The organism is Candidatus Hydrogenedentota bacterium (genome assembly GCA_035416745.1).
Lineage (GTDB): Bacteria > Hydrogenedentota > Hydrogenedentia > Hydrogenedentales > SLHB01 > UBA2224.
The window spans coordinates 5828-23619 of sequence record DAOLNV010000085.1; the positions used below are offsets into that span (position 1 = coordinate 5828).

Annotated in this window: 11 protein-coding genes; 6 read left to right on the forward strand and 5 right to left on the reverse strand. The window is 60.8% G+C overall.

The window, feature by feature from the left end:
• The 3 genes from PLJ71_18945 to PLJ71_18955 form a co-directional block, all read right to left on the reverse strand.
• The coding region (locus PLJ71_18945) for a PAS domain S-box protein (GenBank protein HQM50769.1) at positions 1-2318 on the reverse strand (2318 nt) is incomplete at its 3' end.
• A 631-nt stretch (positions 2319-2949) separates the two neighbouring features.
• Positions 2950-5520: a hypothetical protein gene (locus PLJ71_18950; protein HQM50770.1), complete on the reverse strand. Its 2571-nt coding sequence runs from the start codon at positions 5518-5520 to the stop codon at positions 2950-2952.
• A gap of 104 nt (positions 5521-5624) precedes the next feature.
• Complete coding sequence (locus tag PLJ71_18955; protein ID HQM50771.1) at positions 5625-6656, reverse strand: hypothetical protein; 1032 nt, start codon at positions 6654-6656, stop codon at positions 5625-5627.
• Positions 6657-7231: 575 nt separating this feature from the next.
• Between PLJ71_18955 and PLJ71_18960 the strand changes: the two genes are divergently transcribed.
• The 5 genes from PLJ71_18960 to PLJ71_18980 all read left to right on the forward strand — a co-directional run bounded on the left by PLJ71_18960 (position 7232) and on the right by PLJ71_18980 (position 13157).
• Positions 7232-8359: a heparan-alpha-glucosaminide N-acetyltransferase domain-containing protein gene (locus tag PLJ71_18960; protein HQM50772.1), complete on the forward strand. Its 1128-nt coding sequence runs from the start codon at positions 7232-7234 to the stop codon at positions 8357-8359.
• 209 nt (positions 8360-8568) lie between these two features.
• Positions 8569-9468 carry an ABC transporter ATP-binding protein gene (locus PLJ71_18965; GenBank protein HQM50773.1) on the forward strand — a complete coding sequence of 300 codons (900 nt, stop codon included), beginning with the start codon at positions 8569-8571 and terminating at the stop codon, positions 9466-9468.
• On the forward strand, positions 9465-10949 hold the full coding sequence (locus PLJ71_18970; protein HQM50774.1) for an ABC transporter permease subunit: 1485 nt from the start codon (positions 9465-9467) through the stop codon (positions 10947-10949). The genes PLJ71_18965 and PLJ71_18970 overlap by 4 nt, the downstream gene beginning before the upstream one ends.
• Positions 10950-11006: 57 nt before the next feature.
• Entirely contained in the window at positions 11007-11993 is a 987-nt protein-coding gene (locus PLJ71_18975; protein ID HQM50775.1) for a prolyl oligopeptidase family serine peptidase, read from the forward strand.
• 102 nt (positions 11994-12095) lie between these two features.
• Positions 12096-13157, forward strand: a complete 1062-nt coding sequence (locus tag PLJ71_18980; protein HQM50776.1) for a hypothetical protein — start codon at positions 12096-12098, stop codon at positions 13155-13157.
• A 109-nt stretch (positions 13158-13266) separates the two neighbouring features.
• On the opposite strand, the gene PLJ71_18985 is transcribed toward PLJ71_18980, so the two are convergent.
• Both PLJ71_18985 and PLJ71_18990 read right to left on the reverse strand, forming a co-directional pair.
• Positions 13267-16404 carry an efflux RND transporter permease subunit gene (locus PLJ71_18985; protein HQM50777.1) on the reverse strand — a complete coding sequence of 1046 codons (3138 nt, stop codon included), beginning with the start codon at positions 16402-16404 and terminating at the stop codon, positions 13267-13269.
• Positions 16405-17583 (reverse strand): efflux RND transporter periplasmic adaptor subunit, encoded by a 1179-nt coding sequence (locus tag PLJ71_18990; protein HQM50778.1) that lies wholly within the window; start codon positions 17581-17583, stop codon positions 16405-16407.
• On the opposite strand from PLJ71_18990, the gene PLJ71_18995 reads away from it, so the two are divergent.
• The coding region (locus PLJ71_18995) for a hypothetical protein (protein ID HQM50779.1) at positions 17576-17792 on the forward strand (217 nt) is incomplete at its 3' end. The genes PLJ71_18990 and PLJ71_18995 overlap by 8 nt on opposite strands.

The following is a 17792-nucleotide window of genomic DNA, read 5'->3' on the forward strand; positions in this document are numbered from 1 at the left end:
AGCAGGTTGATCAGCACCTGCCGCAGCTTGCCCTCGTCGGTTACGATATATCGGGGCATGTCAGCGGCGACGGACAGTGACAGTGACAGGCCCTTTGGCTCGGTCCGCACTCGGAGCATCGCCTGAAGATCCGAGAGCAGCGCATGCAAGTCGAAGGTGACGGGATTGAGCGTGGCGCGGCCGGCCTCGATCTTGGACATCTCCAGAATGTCGTTGATCAGGGCCAGCAAATGTTCGCCGCTGCGATTGATGATGTCTAAATGTTCCCGCTGCTGGGCGGTGAGGTCCGAATCACGCAACATCAGTTGCGAGAAGCCCAGAATCGCGTTCAAAGGCGTCCGAATCTCGTGCGACATGTTCGCCAGGAATCCGCCCTTGGCGCGGCTGGCCGCCTCGGCAGCTTCCTTTGCCCGGCTGAGATTCCGTTCCATCTCCTTGCGCTCGCTGATATCTCGAAAATACCACACCCTTCCGTAATAGCGGCCATCAGCGCCCAGCATCGGGCCGGAATACCGGTCAAACGTCCTACCGTCCACCAAGGCGATTTCGTCCCGGCTGGTCTCCTGCCGGTGTTCATAGAGGTATTTCACCTTGTTAATGAACTGCTGAGGCTCCACCAGCTTGGACAATACGGACTCCAATGCGCGCTCGTCTGATCGCGACTCGATTACGTCGGAAGGGATGCCCCACATCTCGACAAAACGCCGGTTGAAGGAAAGGATCTTGCCGTTTTCATCCACCACAAGGATGCCGTCGATCGTGACTTCCTGTTGCGTCGAAAGCAGCACGTTTCGCAGCTTGAGTTCCTCTTCCGCTTTCTTGCGTTCGGTGATATCACGGATGGACTCCAGCGCGCCCACCATGTGGCCTTGGGAATCCCGCAGGGCCGTCGCGGACAACCAGAAGTATCGCCCGCTGCCCATGTGGGGGGCAAAGGCTTCGGCGGTTTGCGTGTCTCCAACCACTTTCCGCCCGTCGTATTCGGTCGGGGTGACCAGATTCGAGTCCACAATCTGATCCACCAACAAGGGGCGCCGGTCTCCGTGGTAGGGCAAGGAGTATTCGTAGTTGCCTTTGCCGAGCATATCCTCACGCTTGACGCCGGTCTGCTCTTCAATAGCCCGATTCCAGGCGATGACGCGATGCTGGGAATCGATGACAAAAGTGGGATCCGGAAGCGAATTGATGATGTCGGCCATGCGCTGCTCGGACTCGCGCAACGCCGTCTCCATGCGTTTGCGCTCCGTCATATCCCGAATGGTGGCCTGCCACACCATCCTTCCTTCATATTCGAACGCGGACAGAAGGACTTCGGCGGGAAACAGCTCGCCGTTGGCGCGCCGGTGCGTCCATGCGAAAGTGCGGTGACCCGTCTCGATGGCCGACTGGATAACGGCGGCACGCAGGGCTCGGGTTTCCTGGCCGTCGGCTTGGAATTCGGGCGAGAGCGCGGCCGGATAGGCGCGGGCGAAATCTTCTTTGGTTGCGTACCCGAACATTTCCAAGGTGCGGCGGTTGCAGTCTATCACCCCCTCCTTCGACAGCAGCCAGACCGCGTCCCACGTTCCTTCGTAAACGGCCTCGAGCCGGCGTTCGTGAGCCACCAGGGTTTCCTGGGCCCGCCTTCGCTCGCGGACCTCCTCCTGGAGTTCCGCATTGGCGGCAGACAGTTCATCGGTCCGCATGGCCACGCGCTGTTCGAGGGTGGCCGCAAGGTTCTCAAGCGATATCGCGATGGCGCCAAATTCGCGCGCGAACATAAACGTGGTAAAGATCATGAAGGCGCAGAAGCCGTACCACGCGGCGTACTCGGTCAAGGGGCCCATCCTGAATACCCCGAGATCGTCCAAGGCGCCCAGGACCAGCCCAATCAGGAAACAGACCAGCGCGGTCCATAGCATCCAGTCGCGCTTGCGGCGCGGAGATACAAACATCACAAACTGACGAAAGTACTCGAAAGCGATGATCCAAACGAAAAACATCGTTCTGTATCCGGTCAGCCATTCAAAGGGCAACGCGGCCGCGCCCAGAATCGCGAATCCGGCCAGAGAGCCAGGGGAAACGGCGTTCCGTCCTATGATCTGGAGCAGGGCAAGCCCGAGAACGGCCGTAGTGGTCGCAAGGACGCCGTACAAATGCAAGAACGTGGCGTGGAACGCCGGGGATTTCGATAGCTCGCTCGCATGAAGTGCAACAATGGCCGCAAGGGCCGACGCGAGGCCAAGGCAGTAAAACAGATTCTCTTTTCGCTTGGGGTAACTCGCATACAGGGCCGCGTTCAGTACGGCAAACAGGGCGCAAATGGTCGCTATGATCATGCGGTGAAGGCCGTACGAAGCCGCGGCAGTGACGCCGTCCCCATTCGGCAGTGGAGCCTCCTCCGAAGCTTCGGCCGTCCATGACGCCATGAATAGCAGACATAGCGCCAGGATGCATGCCGCCCTGGCCCGGCGTGTCAGGACCTTCCGGGGCGTTACCCGGTTGGCGCCGTGGGATACGAAGAGGCAGGGATGCCGGGTTTTTGCAGCAGACCCGACTGCAGCGCGACGCGCCCGCCAGCAAGACACCAGACCGGGTAGAACTCCCCATCCCACCATTGCTACACCCCTCGAAACACCTTTTCCCAGGTGTTCAAGCCCATGCAATGCGTCTCACGTTTCGGGAGCAGTTTTCCAATTCATCTTGCTACTGTGAACAATGGTGCACAAACCGGCGGATGCAATCAAGGCAGCCGCGCCGGCAGGCGATAGCACCGGTATGAGCGCCGGGCCTCGCGCCGCCCTTTCCTTAGGGGCGGCATACTCCGAAATCCCCAACCGGCCAATGCTCCCGCCATCTGCAACTGTCGCCTGCCCCATAACGCCGGTGTCGGCAGACCGAGAGTCAGCCCGCAACGCTGCACGGCGCACAGGACAGTTTTACGTCCCTCTGCCTCCGATAAGTCTGCGTCTATTCGAGTGCGATGACGCCCGCTGCATAGATCTTCAGCCGATCGAGGGTGAGAGTGACCCTGTCGTCTGTCTGCGACCAGCCCGCTATACCGGCCTGTTCCGTAGGACTCAACGCTTCGATCGCCGCGACCGTCCTCGCTGGCGGCAGCGGAACGCTGATCTGGAGGCGATGCACAGCCGCAGGACGCCCTGCCTTTGTGGCGCCTGAATTCCCAGGGCCTCGGGCCCCGCGCGTAGCGGGGACTATTGGAACCCCGTAGTTCACGGCATGTACCACAAGCCGCTCCGGACGTCCCGGCTTCGCCGGAAGATGGTAGGCGTGAATATAAACGCGCGGGCCGGTCGTGGGCGGGCACCAGCGCAACGGTACGCCCATCGCCTGTTCCAGACGCCCTATGAAGTCTTGCCCCATGTCGGCGCCGCGCGCCGATTCCTCCCGGCGGGCCTGGTTCAGGGTTTCTTGCGCACGCGGGAAATCGTTCGCCCGTTCCTCCATCAATCTCCAAAACTCCGAGCTGCGCTCCGGGACCATGCACGCGGCCAGCCGAAGCACCCGTCCTTTCCCATAGGAGGCGGGTTCCGGGGCCGCAACGGGGCAGACATGTGCGAGCGGGTCCGGCGAGCGCGGCTGGGCGTACAAATCCGACGTGCCGAACGGTTCGATGATGACAAGATGTCCACCCATCCGGGCGTAATTTATCAATTGGTCAATCTGCGTGGTATCCAGGTAACGCAGGCAGGGCGCCATGACGGCGTCGTACCGCGGCAACGTGTACAGCCCTTCTTGCGTTATCAGATCAAAGGGAACCTGGGTTTCTGAAAGAATATTCACCAGCCGATGTACCATGGACAAGTGCTCGGGGCTTTCATAGAAGATCTGGTCATTCCAGAACAGCACCCCCATGCGCGCCCACGACGTGCCTCCGTCCCATAGGTCTGCGTGGCCGGCAAAGAAACCACTCCACCGGTGCCGCGATTCCGGGGCAGCCAGCGCTGGCTGGATAAACGCTCCGCCGCCTCCCGCGGCGACTTCCGCCTCGGCCAGGTCGGCCGCCCGGTCGTCGGCTACCCGGTACAGCAGCGTGCCCGCCCGTGTGCCGGCGGCCGCAGCCCATCGGAAGGCGAAAATGTTCGAGAGGATGACGCCGCTTTCGAGGGAGCCGGGTTGCTGCATCTCCTCGAACATCTGGAGATCCGTCACTCGCGCCCAGCGCACGAGGTCGATCCCGTCCACTCTTCGCTTGTTCAGTCCGTCCACCGTGGCCATCGAACCGAGATTGGAGACGGTGCAAAAAGCGTCGTGCCGCCCCTGAGATGCGAGGACCGTACCGCCGTCATTTTTCAGGCGGGCGAGCAGTCTGGCCATGCTGTCGCACCAGAACCGTTGCGTTTCCACCCACAGCAACAGGTCCTTGGGGGTGCCGCAGCACCGGCGCCGGATATCGTCGGAACCGAACCGGCTCTTCAGCACAGCCTTCAGCTCCGGACTGTCCAGGTATTGCCGGAAGTACCACCGCAGGGCCGTCTGCGTCAGCTCGCCCTTGAACTCGCTGGCAACTTCCGTGGCGTGTTCGGCCTCGAACCGCTTTCGCAGATAGGACGCGATGTCATTGGGAGGGGGCAACTCGCCAAAAGAGCCTTGCATGTAACATCGCAACAACCGCCAGTCGTCCGCCAACTTCACTTTACTGAGGTCAATGGTCCCCAGGAAGTCCGACACCTCGTCCTTCGTGGTGCGCTGTCTGATGTAAGCCTGGAACCCCGGAAGGATGGCGGCCTCGAAGTCTCGGTAGATGGTGGAGAGGTTCAACAGCCGGAAATCATCGGTACCGAAGAAGCGCCGGAGACCCGTTCGCCCGTACTTGCCCAAGAGGTAGATGTCGAACAACTCCTGACAGTGCGGACAGTAGCAGTACTCCGTATTCACGTCACAGAACATGCCATCGTAGCCTGCGCCGGCCAGCTGCCGCACGACGAGGTCCAGGTACTCGCACCACGGAGGCTGGTTGACACAGGGATTGTAGTGAAAGACGTTCGGGGGTGCGCCTCCCAACGGCTCCGGTCCCCGTTGTTGAGACCATAGAGTCGGGTCGGCCTCGGGTCTTGGACCCAGACCAAATTCCCGGTAGTCGTCCCACCGGTCGTAGAAGCGGAAGAAACCAGTTCGTTCCTCCGCATTGCCAAAGAACGCCATCGTATACACGTAGGGAATGAGGCGCGCCACCCCGGCTTCCCGCATGCGTTGGATGATGGTATGGATTCGTTCGACTTCCAGCGGGAGGCGGTCCGGCGGAAGGATATCGTTTGTGTAGAGTTCGTGGCCGTATGCAGGTCCCAGGGCCCCTTTGAATGGAATATGGTAGCCCAGATGGAACAGGTCCGGCGGGCTCTTCTTCAGCTCTTCGAGAAAAGACCCCGTCTCCGGATGGGGCAGATACGAGATGCAATACGTGAAAGGTACGGAAGTCTCAGCCGGCACCGTGATGCCGCCCGCGCTTGGGGGCGTTTCGGGCGCCGCCATCCCCGGCAAGCCGCCGATGAAGACGGCGGCAGCAAGTGACCATCGCATCGGCACGGACCCTCCCGTCAGCAGGCCGCCAACGCGGTCAGAACCATGTCCCTCCGAGGTATCGGACTCGTACCCCCGCTCGCTCCTGAGCCGGCACGACGCCCTTAACGGCGTGGCGATGCCTGCCGGTTCGCTCTGTCGGCCGCCGCGCGACGGGCCAAAAGCTCCCGCACGACGCCGTTAGTATTCTGGGGAGTCACGCCGATGGGCGCGCAATAAACCTCGGGTTCGAAGCGGTGTCGTAAACTCTCGAAGCCGTGCGCGTCAGTAGACACGGTGAATTGGACGCCCGCAGCGGCAAGCGGCTTGATATCGGCAATCAGCGCTGCCCGCATCGCCGGATTCTCCATGCAGCGCGCCTGGCCTTGCGAGATCTCGATATAGACGGGCTTTCCCCGCAGCAATAGCGCCAGTTCATCTTGTTCGCCCGGGCCGAAGAAGCGGTAGTCCTCGGCGGTGAGGCTCGCGGGGTCCTTCCCTGCCTTCCGCGCGTCCTTCTGAACGCGCGAGATGCCGGCCGTGAAAGGGTGAAACACGATCATCGGCACGGGGAATTCCTCTTGGACCTGCAGGATTTGCCGCACCCGCTTCAGAAGCATCTCGCCGGAGGGGGGAGGGTCGCCATTGGACGAAATGTGCCAGCCGATGACCTCGGCAAGACGCATGGCGTCCGGGTCAAGACCTTCGTCCAATTCGCCTTCCCAGATCTCCCAGCCGCGGAACACGGTGACGTCTTTCCGCTTCCGCAGAAGGGCCAAATCGTCCATCAAGACCTGCTTCCCGGCAGCCCCCATGGGATACCATTTGGGAAACTTGTTCTCCGCCAGCCACGCCTCATACTCCTCCGCCGACATGTCGTACAGTTCGCGGTGGTCGAGCGCAATCACGACTTTGCGGCCGTCGGCCACGGCGGCATCGATCCATTGGTCCAAAGGTGCAGTACGCTCGAGTCCGGCATGGAGATGCATATCCATCTCCCGGAGCGCGAACAAAGGCGGCGAAAGGTTCGGCGCCTGCGGCTGCATCGGGTGTGGCTCGAGCTGTTTGCTGACGCCGGCACAGCCCGCGGTAAAGATAAGGAATAGAGTTGTCGAGAGCACAAGACACGTCGAGAGGAACTTTCCAGGACGGTACATACCCGCATCCTCAATCAAACATACGGCCGCTTGCGCCATACGCGGGCACGGGATTCCGTGCAGTTGGCCAGCAATGCCAGTCAGTATTCTAGACCATCCGGATTCCTCAGCGCACCTCGTAGCTCGGAAAGGCGGGCGGGAACCGCCAGGGCGAGATACTCTTACCCATTGACTGGCAAAGACTTATGCGGCATGCGATTCAAGGGATTTGATGAGATTCGCGATGGATATGCCCGGGTGCCCGGATTGCCGAAGCCATCGCCGGCACGCTTCCATTTTAACCTCGTCAGCAGAGGCAAGCCTGGGCGAGGTTCCGTCCCCCGCTGCCCGGGGATGTGAGAAGGGCACTTCACTTTTCTCCATCATCCCGTGTGGCGGCGCGGGAGATCAGAGCCGCGATTGGACGCAGTTGTCCAGATATCCCCGGCCGTGAGCAAAGAATCAAAAAGAAATGCACTACAAAGGCCCTGATTTTGGTAATCTAGACAAGGCGCAATCTTATATGGGGACCCAAGTTCGAATCCGGCCGCCACGATCGAGGGCCGACCTGTGTGCGGCGGAAGAGAGGGGCTGGCATGAACGAAGAACGCGAGAAGACCCAACCCGCGGCCACACTGACCGAGCGTATCATGTCGGTGGATGCCCTCCGCGGGTTTGACATGTTCTGGATCGTCGGCACCGATGAATTGTTCCGCGCGCTCGGCAAGCTCAGTGACTCGCCTGTTGCAAGCTTCTTTGCGCATCAGCTGCATCATGTGCCGTGGGAGGGGTTCGTCTTTTACGATTTGATCTTCCCGCTGTTCGTCTTTCTGGTTGGAATGGGCATCGTGTTCAGCATGGGCAAGTTAATCGAGCGGGAAGGCATGTGGGGCGCGCACATTCGGATCTTCCGCCGCTTCATGCTTCTGTTCCTGCTAGGCGCGTTCCGTGACATGGGCATTGCGAACATGGCACACGAGAGCCCTTTCAGCGGCGTGCTGCAGCGCATCGCCTGGTGCTATCTGTTCACTTCCCTTCTGTATGTTCATGTGAAGCGGAAGGGGCTGGTCATCGCACTGGTCGTCATACTGGCCGGATATTGGGCGTTGTTGACGTTTGTCCCCGCCCCTGGCAGGGAGGAACCGACCTTCGCCAGGAAAGAGAACATCGTCAACTGGTTCGACTACAAGTTCTTGCCGTTTCAAGAGCAGGGGCGGACCTGGGACCCGGAAGGCTTGCTGAGCACCATTCCCGCCGTTGGCTCCTGTATCCTGGGAGTGTTTGCGGGTCTGCTGATAGCAAGTAAAGAGACGCCCCAGGACACAAAAGTGCGTTACTTGCTGGCCTCAGGCGTGGTTCTGACCGTCGCGGGCTACCTTTGGGGTCTGCAGCTTCCCGTAATCAAATCGCTGTGGACCTCCTCCTACGTTCTTGTTGCCGGAGGGTACAGCGCTCTTCTTTTGGGGTTCTTCTACCTCGTGGTCGACGTCTGGAAGTACCGAACGTGGGCGGAGCCGTTCATCTGGATTGGCGCCAATCCCCTCATCATCTACATGGCGACCGAATTTGTCCGCTTCGACAGCATGGGCGAACGGGTCGTGGGAGGGCCGGTTGCCGCCCTGTTCGGCAAATACGGGGAGTTGCTGGTTGTCGCGGCCGGTATTCTCTTTGTGATCTTGTTCGCACGTTTTCTGTACAAGCGGAAGATGTTCCTGCGCGTATAGAGGCCGGCCTCAAATCTGTGGGCGCAAGAGTACTGGCTGCGTCACCCAATCATGATGTCAGAACCAGTCGACCGGAGCTGTTCGTCAAACGCGAACCATCACCGTTGCGCCTGTCTGACGAGAATAAAAATGGCTCAGGGATGACTTTGCGGTAGTATGATTTGCTGAACACCTCGCATCCTGACGTTGCGGGAGGAAATGCCACAAGCATGGACGAAGACTTTGCCATTCAAACGTCCGAGCTCACCAAGTACTACGGAGAACATGCAGCCGTAGCAGGACTCGACCTGTCGGTAGCCTCCGGATGCGCGTTTGGCCTGCTGGGACCTAACGGGGCCGGGAAAAGCACGACGATCCAAATGCTGCTCGGCCTGACATCTCCCACATCGGGACGCGCGACCGTTTTGGGGAAAGACGTGGCGCGAGAGGCCCGCTCGATACGCGCCGAGGCCGGCTACGTGCCGGAACGCCACTATATCTACGCCTGGATGACCGTCGGCGAGGTCATTCGGTTCACGAGAGCGTTCTATGCGACGTGGAACGACGCCCTGTGCGATAGACTGTTGAACAGGTATGACCTGGATACCGGAAAGAAGGTCAAACACCTTTCCCACGGCATGGTGACGAAGCTGGCGTTGCTTCTCGCGCTGGCACACGAACCTCGCATTCTGATCCTTGACGAGCCCACCTCCGGATTAGACCCTTTGATCCGCGAGGAATTCAATGAGAGCATACTCGAACGTATGAAAGAGGACGGGCGAACCGTCCTGTTCTCGAGCCACATCCTCAGCGATGTCGACAAAGTGGCGGACACCATAGGCATCCTCAGCCAGGGGCGGCTGCTGATTACGAGTCCGCGTGCCGAACTCGTCAGACTGACGAAACGCATTGAAGTGACGTTGACGGAGACGCACGGGTCGCCGGTCCCGCCCGCGGGAACGGTTTGGCAATGCCTCCGCGGCAACAACTGGTCGTTGACCGTGCACGGCTTCTCCGACAGCACGATGGAGGAACTTCACGCCAAGAATACGGCCGTACAGAGCCGCGTGCTCGACATGGGCTTGGAGGAGATCTTCAAGGATTTTGTCCGGGGAAACGAGCAACCATGATCCCGTGGCTCATCTGGAAGGATTTGCGCCTGACGGCCCCGGTGCTTCTTGCGGCCGCAATCCTCGGTATAGCTCCCGTATTGTGCATGCTTGCGCTTGCATACACCATGGCGCCGGGTGCGTTCCCGTGGGCCGAGGCGATCCTCGCTGGGGCCCATTTCAGCCAATGGCTCCTGCTGCTGACAGGGGCGCTCCTGGGTGGAAACGCCTTTGCCTCCGAACAAGAAGACGGGTCCTTTCGTTTCCTCATGTCGTTGCCCGCGCGGCCCCAGGACGTCTTGTTCAGCAAAGCGATTGTGACGTTGATTGTTTTCGAGAGCCTATGGATCGCGAACGCGGGCGTTGTGCACGCGATTGTGCCCTTTGGCATGGTGGGCTATCGCGAGAAACTCGTCGGCGCAGCAAGTATGCCCGCAATCGCCTCACTTTCGCTGATGGCATTGGGACTCTCGTGGTTCTGGTCCGCGGTTATGGCCCGGCCCGTCGCGGCGGCCTTGAGCGGACTGCTTTCCTGTGGGCTTCTCTTGCTCGTCTTCCGTGTTTGCGCCGGAGTTTTCATTGCGAATGACAGTACCGCATACGCTGGAGGCTTTCCGCCAATTGCCGCGCTGCTGGGAATTGCCGGCTTCATCCTGGGCAGCGGCTTGTTCCTTCTTCGAGACGGTATGCCGTTTGTCCCCGCGCCGAAGTCATTTGCCCGCTCCGCAACCCGCTGGCGGGAACGGCCTGCCGCCCCAAGCAGCACCGGCTCGCGGCGCCGGGCAGACGCCTTTCATGCGTTGGCGTGGAAGGACTGGCATCTGATGAGGCCGCCGTTCGTGGCAGGCACGGCACTTGTCGTGATGCCTTATGTGTTCGCAGGCTGTTCGGTTCTGTCTGCAAGCGAACCTGCAAAGACATTTGCGCTGGCGAGCACACAGAGTCTCTGGCTGTGTTGCCCGGTCTTCGCTATCTGGGGAGGCTATCTCATCGCGGTTGAGCGAAGAACCCAGACGGACCGCTTTCTCGACGCTCTGCCTATAACACGAGCCCGGGCTGCTGCGAGCAAACTGATTGCGGCGGCGGCCCCGGCCGTGACGATTCTTGGCGTCAACGCAGGCTTGTCCGTGCTTCTTCATAGCGCAGCGTTCCTCCCGGCTCCGCTCGGTGAGCCCGGCAGCTTCTCTGAGATGACATGGTCTCTGCTCTTATGGCAGGAAGCGTCGCTCTTGTTCGCCCTGCCGGCTGTTGGCGCCCCATTGATTTGCTTCGGGGCTGCCTGGCTTGCGTCGGCTCGACTGGCCAAGCCTTTCCTCGGGCTCGCGGTCGGGGCGGCATCCGCGGGCGCGTCGCTGGCGGTCTGGTTGGCTTTCTCCACGATTGTGCAAGAGCGATTGGGGCCGTTTCCCGCCGCGCTGGCTTTCACCGCGGCCGCAGGCCTCATGGCGATAGCGGGCATCGCGTGTGGTTTCAGGCGCCTGACCGCACGAGAGCCGGTCTGAGGCCATGCGCCGGAACGGCGGGAGACAGGCGCAAAAGCGCGTAGAGGAGGTATCAGCGTGAAGCTGCTGCAAGGGCGGGCGGTCTGGGTGGCTGCCGCGATTCTCCTGGGTGTAGTGGCGATGATACTCTTGGCCATAGAGCCCGTAAATGAAGGCCCTGCCGGGGGCCTCAACACGGCGTATTATCCGGAACCCGTGGCGAAATCCGGCTACACCTTGACCAAGGACCGTATCGGCGACCGCGGAATATGGGCCTATGTCCTGTCCGCCGACCCACCCCCTACCCAGCGAAGACCCGCGGTGATTCTGATCCACGGCGGAGGCATGCCGGATGTGATCGCCACCGCGAAACCACAATACAAAGGAGAATGGTTCATCCCACTGTTCGATTACATTCCCTACAGGCTCGCACAATCGGGCATGCTCGTCGTTGCGATTGATGCGTGGTGGGCGGGGGACCGGTACGAACCGGCTCGTGCCGAACTTGCCCAGAGGGACCCGATAGCCGCCTTGATTCATGGTTATGCCGAGACCGCACGCGATGTATCTCAGGTGATCGACCACCTGGCTGGCCGCGAAGACGTCGACCCCGCGAACATCGGAGTAGCCGGCAAGTCCGGCGGCGGGATCATCTCGCTCATGGCGGCCTGCCGGGACGACCGGCTCGAGGCGGTTGTGGCCTGGAAGGCTGGCCCCGATTTCGTCAAACTGACACACTTGCGGGGAGACGGAGTGTTGATGAACAAGGCGCTGAGTGAAAACCCCGGGCTCAGGGAGGAAATTCAACAAGAGGACCCTATCTACTCGTACCAGAACATCCCGCCCAAAGCTCTCGCGCTGATCGGAAACTTCGATGATCCGAGCATGCCCCGGCAGGTAGTCCAGGAACTGTACGAGAAGCTTCGCCCCCTGTACGCCGCCAATCCCGAGAGGCTGATGATCAAGCTTTTTGAGACGCCGCGGCCCACGCATGACCTGCAACGCGCCGCCTTCGAGCTCGGATGCGATTGGCTGGAGAAATCCCTTTGCGCCAGGCGCCCCTAGAACGCCGGCCAACCGGCCGGAGCACTATCCACAGCGGCGCGTGCTTGTTTGGCGCGGTCCTTGTTTCATGGTATTGTCGTTCCATTCCTCAGGAGGCTGACAATGTCTGACGCGTGTGTTGCTCTGATGGGGGCTGTTTTCTGTCTGGTTGCCTCTGCGGAGCCAGGCCCCGGCAGCGCGCCGGAAAATGGCGTGGAAGATAGAGCGCCGGTGTTTCATATCCGCGAACGTACCGTGGAGCCGCTGCTATGGGCGGACAAGCCGTGGGAAGATTATTGTGTCAACGGCGGGACCGTGCTTCGCGAGGGCGAGCGCTGGCGCATGTGGTACGGCGCGTATGACCGCAACTATAAGCGCGACGATGACGCATATCTGTGTTACGCGGAGTCTCCGGACGGGGTTCATTGGACCAAGCCCGTTCTCGGGCTCGTGGAATACGGGGGCAACAAAAACAACAACATACTCTTGTCAGGTCCGCAGGCAGGCGGGTTTGCGTTCTCGTACGTCTTCGTGGACGAAGGGAAGAGCGCCGCTGAGAAGTACAAGATGATTTGGCAGCGCTTCCACGAAGGGGAACAGGCCTGGCAGGTGTTCGGGGCAACATCGGCCGACGGCATGCAGTGGGCGCTGATTCCGAAGCCGCTCAGCCCCAGGAATTCTGACACTACGACGACGTGCATTCCGGACGGCGGCGCCTACCGCCTGTACACGCGGATATGGCGGGGGGGATGGGGCGGCGTGCGTGTTGTCGGGTACACCGAGTCGGACCATTTTGGGGATTTCCCCGATCCGGTTGAGATACTCAGTCACGATGAACGTGACCCGGAAGGCATGCAGTTCTATTCGAACGCGGCCACGAAGCTCGGCGACCGGTTCTACGTGATGTTTCCGGCAGCGTTCTACACCAGGAATCAGACCGTACGGAGCCACCTGGCGTGGAGCGCCGACGGCGTCCATTTCACCCGCTACGGACGTGAGCCGGTGGTGGACCTCGGCACGAAATTCGACACCAAAGGCGTGTACGTTGGCCCCGGCGCGGTGCCGGGCGACGCGCCAAACACGTGGTGGTTCTATTACCTCGGCACCAACACCGAGCACGACGCAAATCCGGCCGACATCCATTCGGAGAACGGGGTCGGCCGTTTCCTGCTCGCCGTAGAGTAGGTCCTCATCGAAAATGAGACACGCTGTGGGCGGTCCCGGGCGCACCACCTCTGTAACTCGGAGAGATGACTGGACCGCTCGGTTTCCGAACCATTCCGATAGCGGAGCGCTATTCGGCGCCGCCGGGAACCTGCATGGCAGCATCTTCCCCGGTGGATGAGGCGGGGGAACCGTTCTTGTTCGTCTTGGGTTTGCGCGTGAAAAAACCGTAGAGGATGGGTACCACGTAGACCGTGAATATGCCCGAGATGAGAATGCCGCCGGCCGAGGCCAGGCCGACGTCGTTGCGGGGTTCGGCGCCGATCCCGCGTCCGAAAGCCAGGGGCAGCATGCCGAGCACGGCGGCAAGGGTGATCATGATTATGGGCCGCAACTCCTCGCGGGCGGCGCTGATCATGGCCTGGTGCCGGTGAACGCCTTCGCTGACGTGCGCGTTGAACTGGTCCATGATGAGGATGGCATTGTTCACGACAATGCCGATCAGCATAACGATTCCCATCATGGTGAAAATGCCCATGCTGTACCCGCCGCAGTACAGGGAATACAATACGCCGATCAGGCCGAGGGGCAACGTAACGAGGATGAGCACCGGCTGCTTGAAGGATTCCAGGAGAGCCGCCAGCATGAGAATCACCAGCAGGCTCGCGATGAGCCCTGCCTCGTGGAGCGCGTCCATGCCTTCGGACATCACCTCGTAGATTCCGGCAAACCTGAGGGCGTAACCCGGTGGCAAGCCGGTCTGCTTAATGAATTCGGCCTCCAGTCTTGCGGTCGCTGTTCCCAGAGGCAACGTGGGAGCGAGGTTGCCAAAAAACTTGGATACGCGCTGTTTGTCCACGCGGGTGATCTGTACGGGAGCAAGAGACTCCTCGACGACACCAAGGGTTTCCAGGGCCATGGGCCGTCCGGGTGCGGCGGGGAAAAGGAAGTCGCGCACCTGGTCTTTCCCTTCTTCTTCGGCGAACTTGACGACGATGTCGTAGTTTCGCGCCTCGCGCTTGAAGGTGCCCGCCGTGATACCTTCGATGTTTCCTCGCAAAGCGGTGCCGAGCGAGGTAGGCGCAAAACCCAGGTCGGCCAGAACGGCCCGGTTTGGCTTGACACGCAACTCAGGTTTTCCGTGGCGGGTCGTGGTGTCGGGGTCGCGAAATCCGGGGATGTTCTGCGCCGCAGTCTGCGCCTCAAGCGCAAGCCGGTCCAGCGTGGCCAAATCCGGACCCGAGATCTCGAATTCCACGTCCGATTCCTGGCCGCCGGTGATATTGGCAACGGACAACGTCGCGATAACGCCGGGGTAATTCTGTACTCGTTCACGAATCAGGTTCAGGATGTCATCCATGGTTTCCGGGCGCTCGGTGCGTTCGTTGAAACGAAGCAGTATTTGGGCGAGGTGAACTCCCTCGGAGGTCTGCCCCATCATGCTCTGGACCTTGCCGATGGTGGTCAGCATGTGGCGCAGGTGCGGCAGGGAGCGAAGACGTTCCTCAATAACGAGGACTTCTTCGGTGGTGCGGGCGAGGTCGTAACTGGTCGGGAATTCCAGCTTCACGAATGCCTCGCCCCGGTCGGGTTCCCTGATCATGGACGAGCCGAGATTCTTGCCGATGAACAGGCTGTGTGCGAAGATGGCCACAATTGCGGCCATGAAAAGCAAGCCGGCGACGCGGTTGCGCTCAAAGAACTGCAGTTGCCTCTTGTACAGGTCCGCCACGAAGTCGAACCCGCGGTCCCAGAGCCTTCCCAGGACGGTCAGCGGCGAGCGGCTGGTTTTCTTCGTGGATCTCAAGATTAAGCCGGCCAGCATGGGCGTCAGCGTAAACGACATGAAGAGGGACACAGCGGTAACGATGACCATGGTCATGGCGAAGGGCCCGACGAACAACCCCACCATGCCCGGCATCATGGCCAGGGGGAAGAGGACGACGATATTCGTGCCAGCGCTTGCGAGTACCGGAATGAAAGATTCCCCGGCGCCGGCCCTCGCGGCTTCCCCGGGCGAAAGGCCCGTTTCGAGGTGTCTCACGATGACTTCCAGCACCACAATGGAGTTGGTCACCAGGATGCCCACCGACATGCCGAGTGAAATCAGCGTGAGCACGTTAATGGTGTACCCGGCCATATGCATGAAGAAGAGGCCGATGACAATTGTCAGCGGCATGGTGATGACTATGATAAGGGTCGTGCGGAAATTGTGCAGGAAAAGAAAAAGGATCAGGCCGGTCAGCAATATGCCCTGGCCCACGTTAGCCCACGCATCCTTGACCATGGCGCGGGTGAACGTGCCGTCGTCGGTAACCCACACCAGTTCCGTGCCCCCGGGCAGTTCATTCCCCATTCGGTCCAAGGCGCCGCGAACGGCGTCGATGACTTTGACGGCATTGGCTTCCGACCGTTTGATGATTCGGATGGCGACAGCCTGGCGCCCGTCCACGTGAGCGATCTGGCGCAATTCCCCGGTGCCCATGCTGACCTCGGCCACATCCTTGATATAGGTGCGCTGGCCGTCCTTGCCGGCTACTTCTATGTCGCCGATGGCGGCGAGTTCTTTGTAATCGGCGTCAAACTTGACGGAATACTCCGTGCCGTGCGAGCGGATGCGCCCGGACGGGATGGTACGCACCCCCTCCTGGATCGCCCGGACCAGGTTAAGTGAGGTCAGGCCGCGCGCGGCCAGCTTATTGCGGTCCGCCAGGATATGGACCTCGCGTTCCGCGCCGCCTTCCAGCTCTACGCTGGCCACGCCCGGCAGGACGGAGAGCCGGTCGCGCAGCTCATTGTCCGCGTAGTCGAAGAGCTCATCAATGGACCTGTTTCCGGTCAGAGCTATGGTGAGGACGGCCTTGGCGTTGATGTCGTACTTGACCACCTTGGGGTCTTCCACGCCCTGGGGAAAATCGTTCCGGATGAGGTCGAGCTTCTCGCGCACGTCCGTGGCCGCGATGTCCTGGTTGACGTACAACTCGAACTCGAGGAGGGTCTGGCACATATTCTCGACGCAGGTCGAGGTGACGTGTTTCAGCCCGGATATGGAAGTGACTTCATCCTCGATGCGCTTGGCGATGTCCGTCTCGATTTCCTCGGGGGTGGCGCCGGGGTAGACCGTGACAATGGTGATATAGGGGAGGTCTATCTTCGGCATGAGTTCGAGACCCATTTTGCGGTAGGCGTTGAACCCGAGCAGAGTCAGCCCGATGAACAGGCAGCTCATAGCCACCGGACGGCGGATCGAGAAACCGGAGAGCGACATCTACTTCTCCTCTCCGACCACGTCCACGGGAGAGCCGTCGTTCACAAGGTTGTAGCCTTTGACAATGATGGGTGTGCCCGCAGCCAGGACTCCGTCGAGCACTTCGGTCCAGCCGTCCGTGGCAAGCCCGGCGTGGATTTCGACCGCCTTGGCCTTGTCACCGTCGAGGACAAAGACCATCGATTTGCCTTCCCGCATCTGGATGACATCCTGCGGGACGCCCGGCCCCGTACGTGTTTCGAGCACGGCATCGACCTGCGCGATCGCGCCGGGCGCCACCCCTTCGGGCGGCGTTTCTACCAGGCATTTGACCTCGAAGGTGCGCAACTGCTCGCTGATTTCCGGGCTCTTGTACGCGATGGGCAGCATTCCCACGTCGATGCCGCTGACCGTTACGCGCAGGGTTGTTTCGCCGGTTTTCAGGCGCGGATAGTATTCTCCGGGCATAAAGGCCGATACTTCCAGCACGCTGGTATCCGCGACGCGGATGATGGGGGTTCCGGCCTCGCCATATTCGCCGACCTTCTTGCCGCGATAACTGATGAAGCCGCTGATCGGACTGAGAATCAGGGAGTCGTCGAGGCGCTTCTTAGCGACCTCCACCGCGGCGGCCGCTTTCTTTTCTTGTTCGCTGTACAGCCTCACGGCGGTCTTGGCGCGTTGCAGTTGCGCTTCCGAAACCGTGAAACCCGCCCGTACCTGGTCCAAGGCGTCGGCGGGAACCGCGTTCTGTTCAAACAGGCGTTCAATCCGATCGTGGTCCAGTTTGGCCTTGTCGTATTGGGCCTGAGCGGCGACCACCTGCGCTTCCCCGTCCAGGCGCGCACATTCCGCCACCGACAGGTCCTGCAGCGCCATTTCGTAGGCCTGGGTCACCACCTCTTTGTCTATCTGGAAGAGCGGGGTCTGGCCGGCTTCAACGCGGTCCCCTTCCTCGACAAACACGTCCGTGACCACGCCGTTCATGCGGGGCGCCACCATGGCGTACGACTTCGGCAACACGGTGCCCTGAACGGTGACCCGCTCTTCGAAGGTGCGTTCCTGCACGGCGGCCACCGCCACCGGGAAGCGCCGCTCCGTCCCTGCCTGCTGGGGAGCGGCGTTGTCCGAACGCTCGCATCCCGCCATGAGCGCCAGCGCCGACAAGGCAATCGCCAGTTGATTCCGTCTTATGATCAAACTCGCCAATTTCAGCAACCTTTCCCGCAATCCAGCTTGTGCAAAGCGCGTTGCGTGCCATAGCGGTCAACACTTGTTCCTGGCCACGCCGGAAAAAGAATGCCCTGATGCGGACAGAGGCTGTTCCTTGGTGTACATAGCAAATCCATACGAGCTCCTTCAGGAAACCGTGCCCGTCAACGGCAAACCAAGTGAGGTAAGGATAAGGT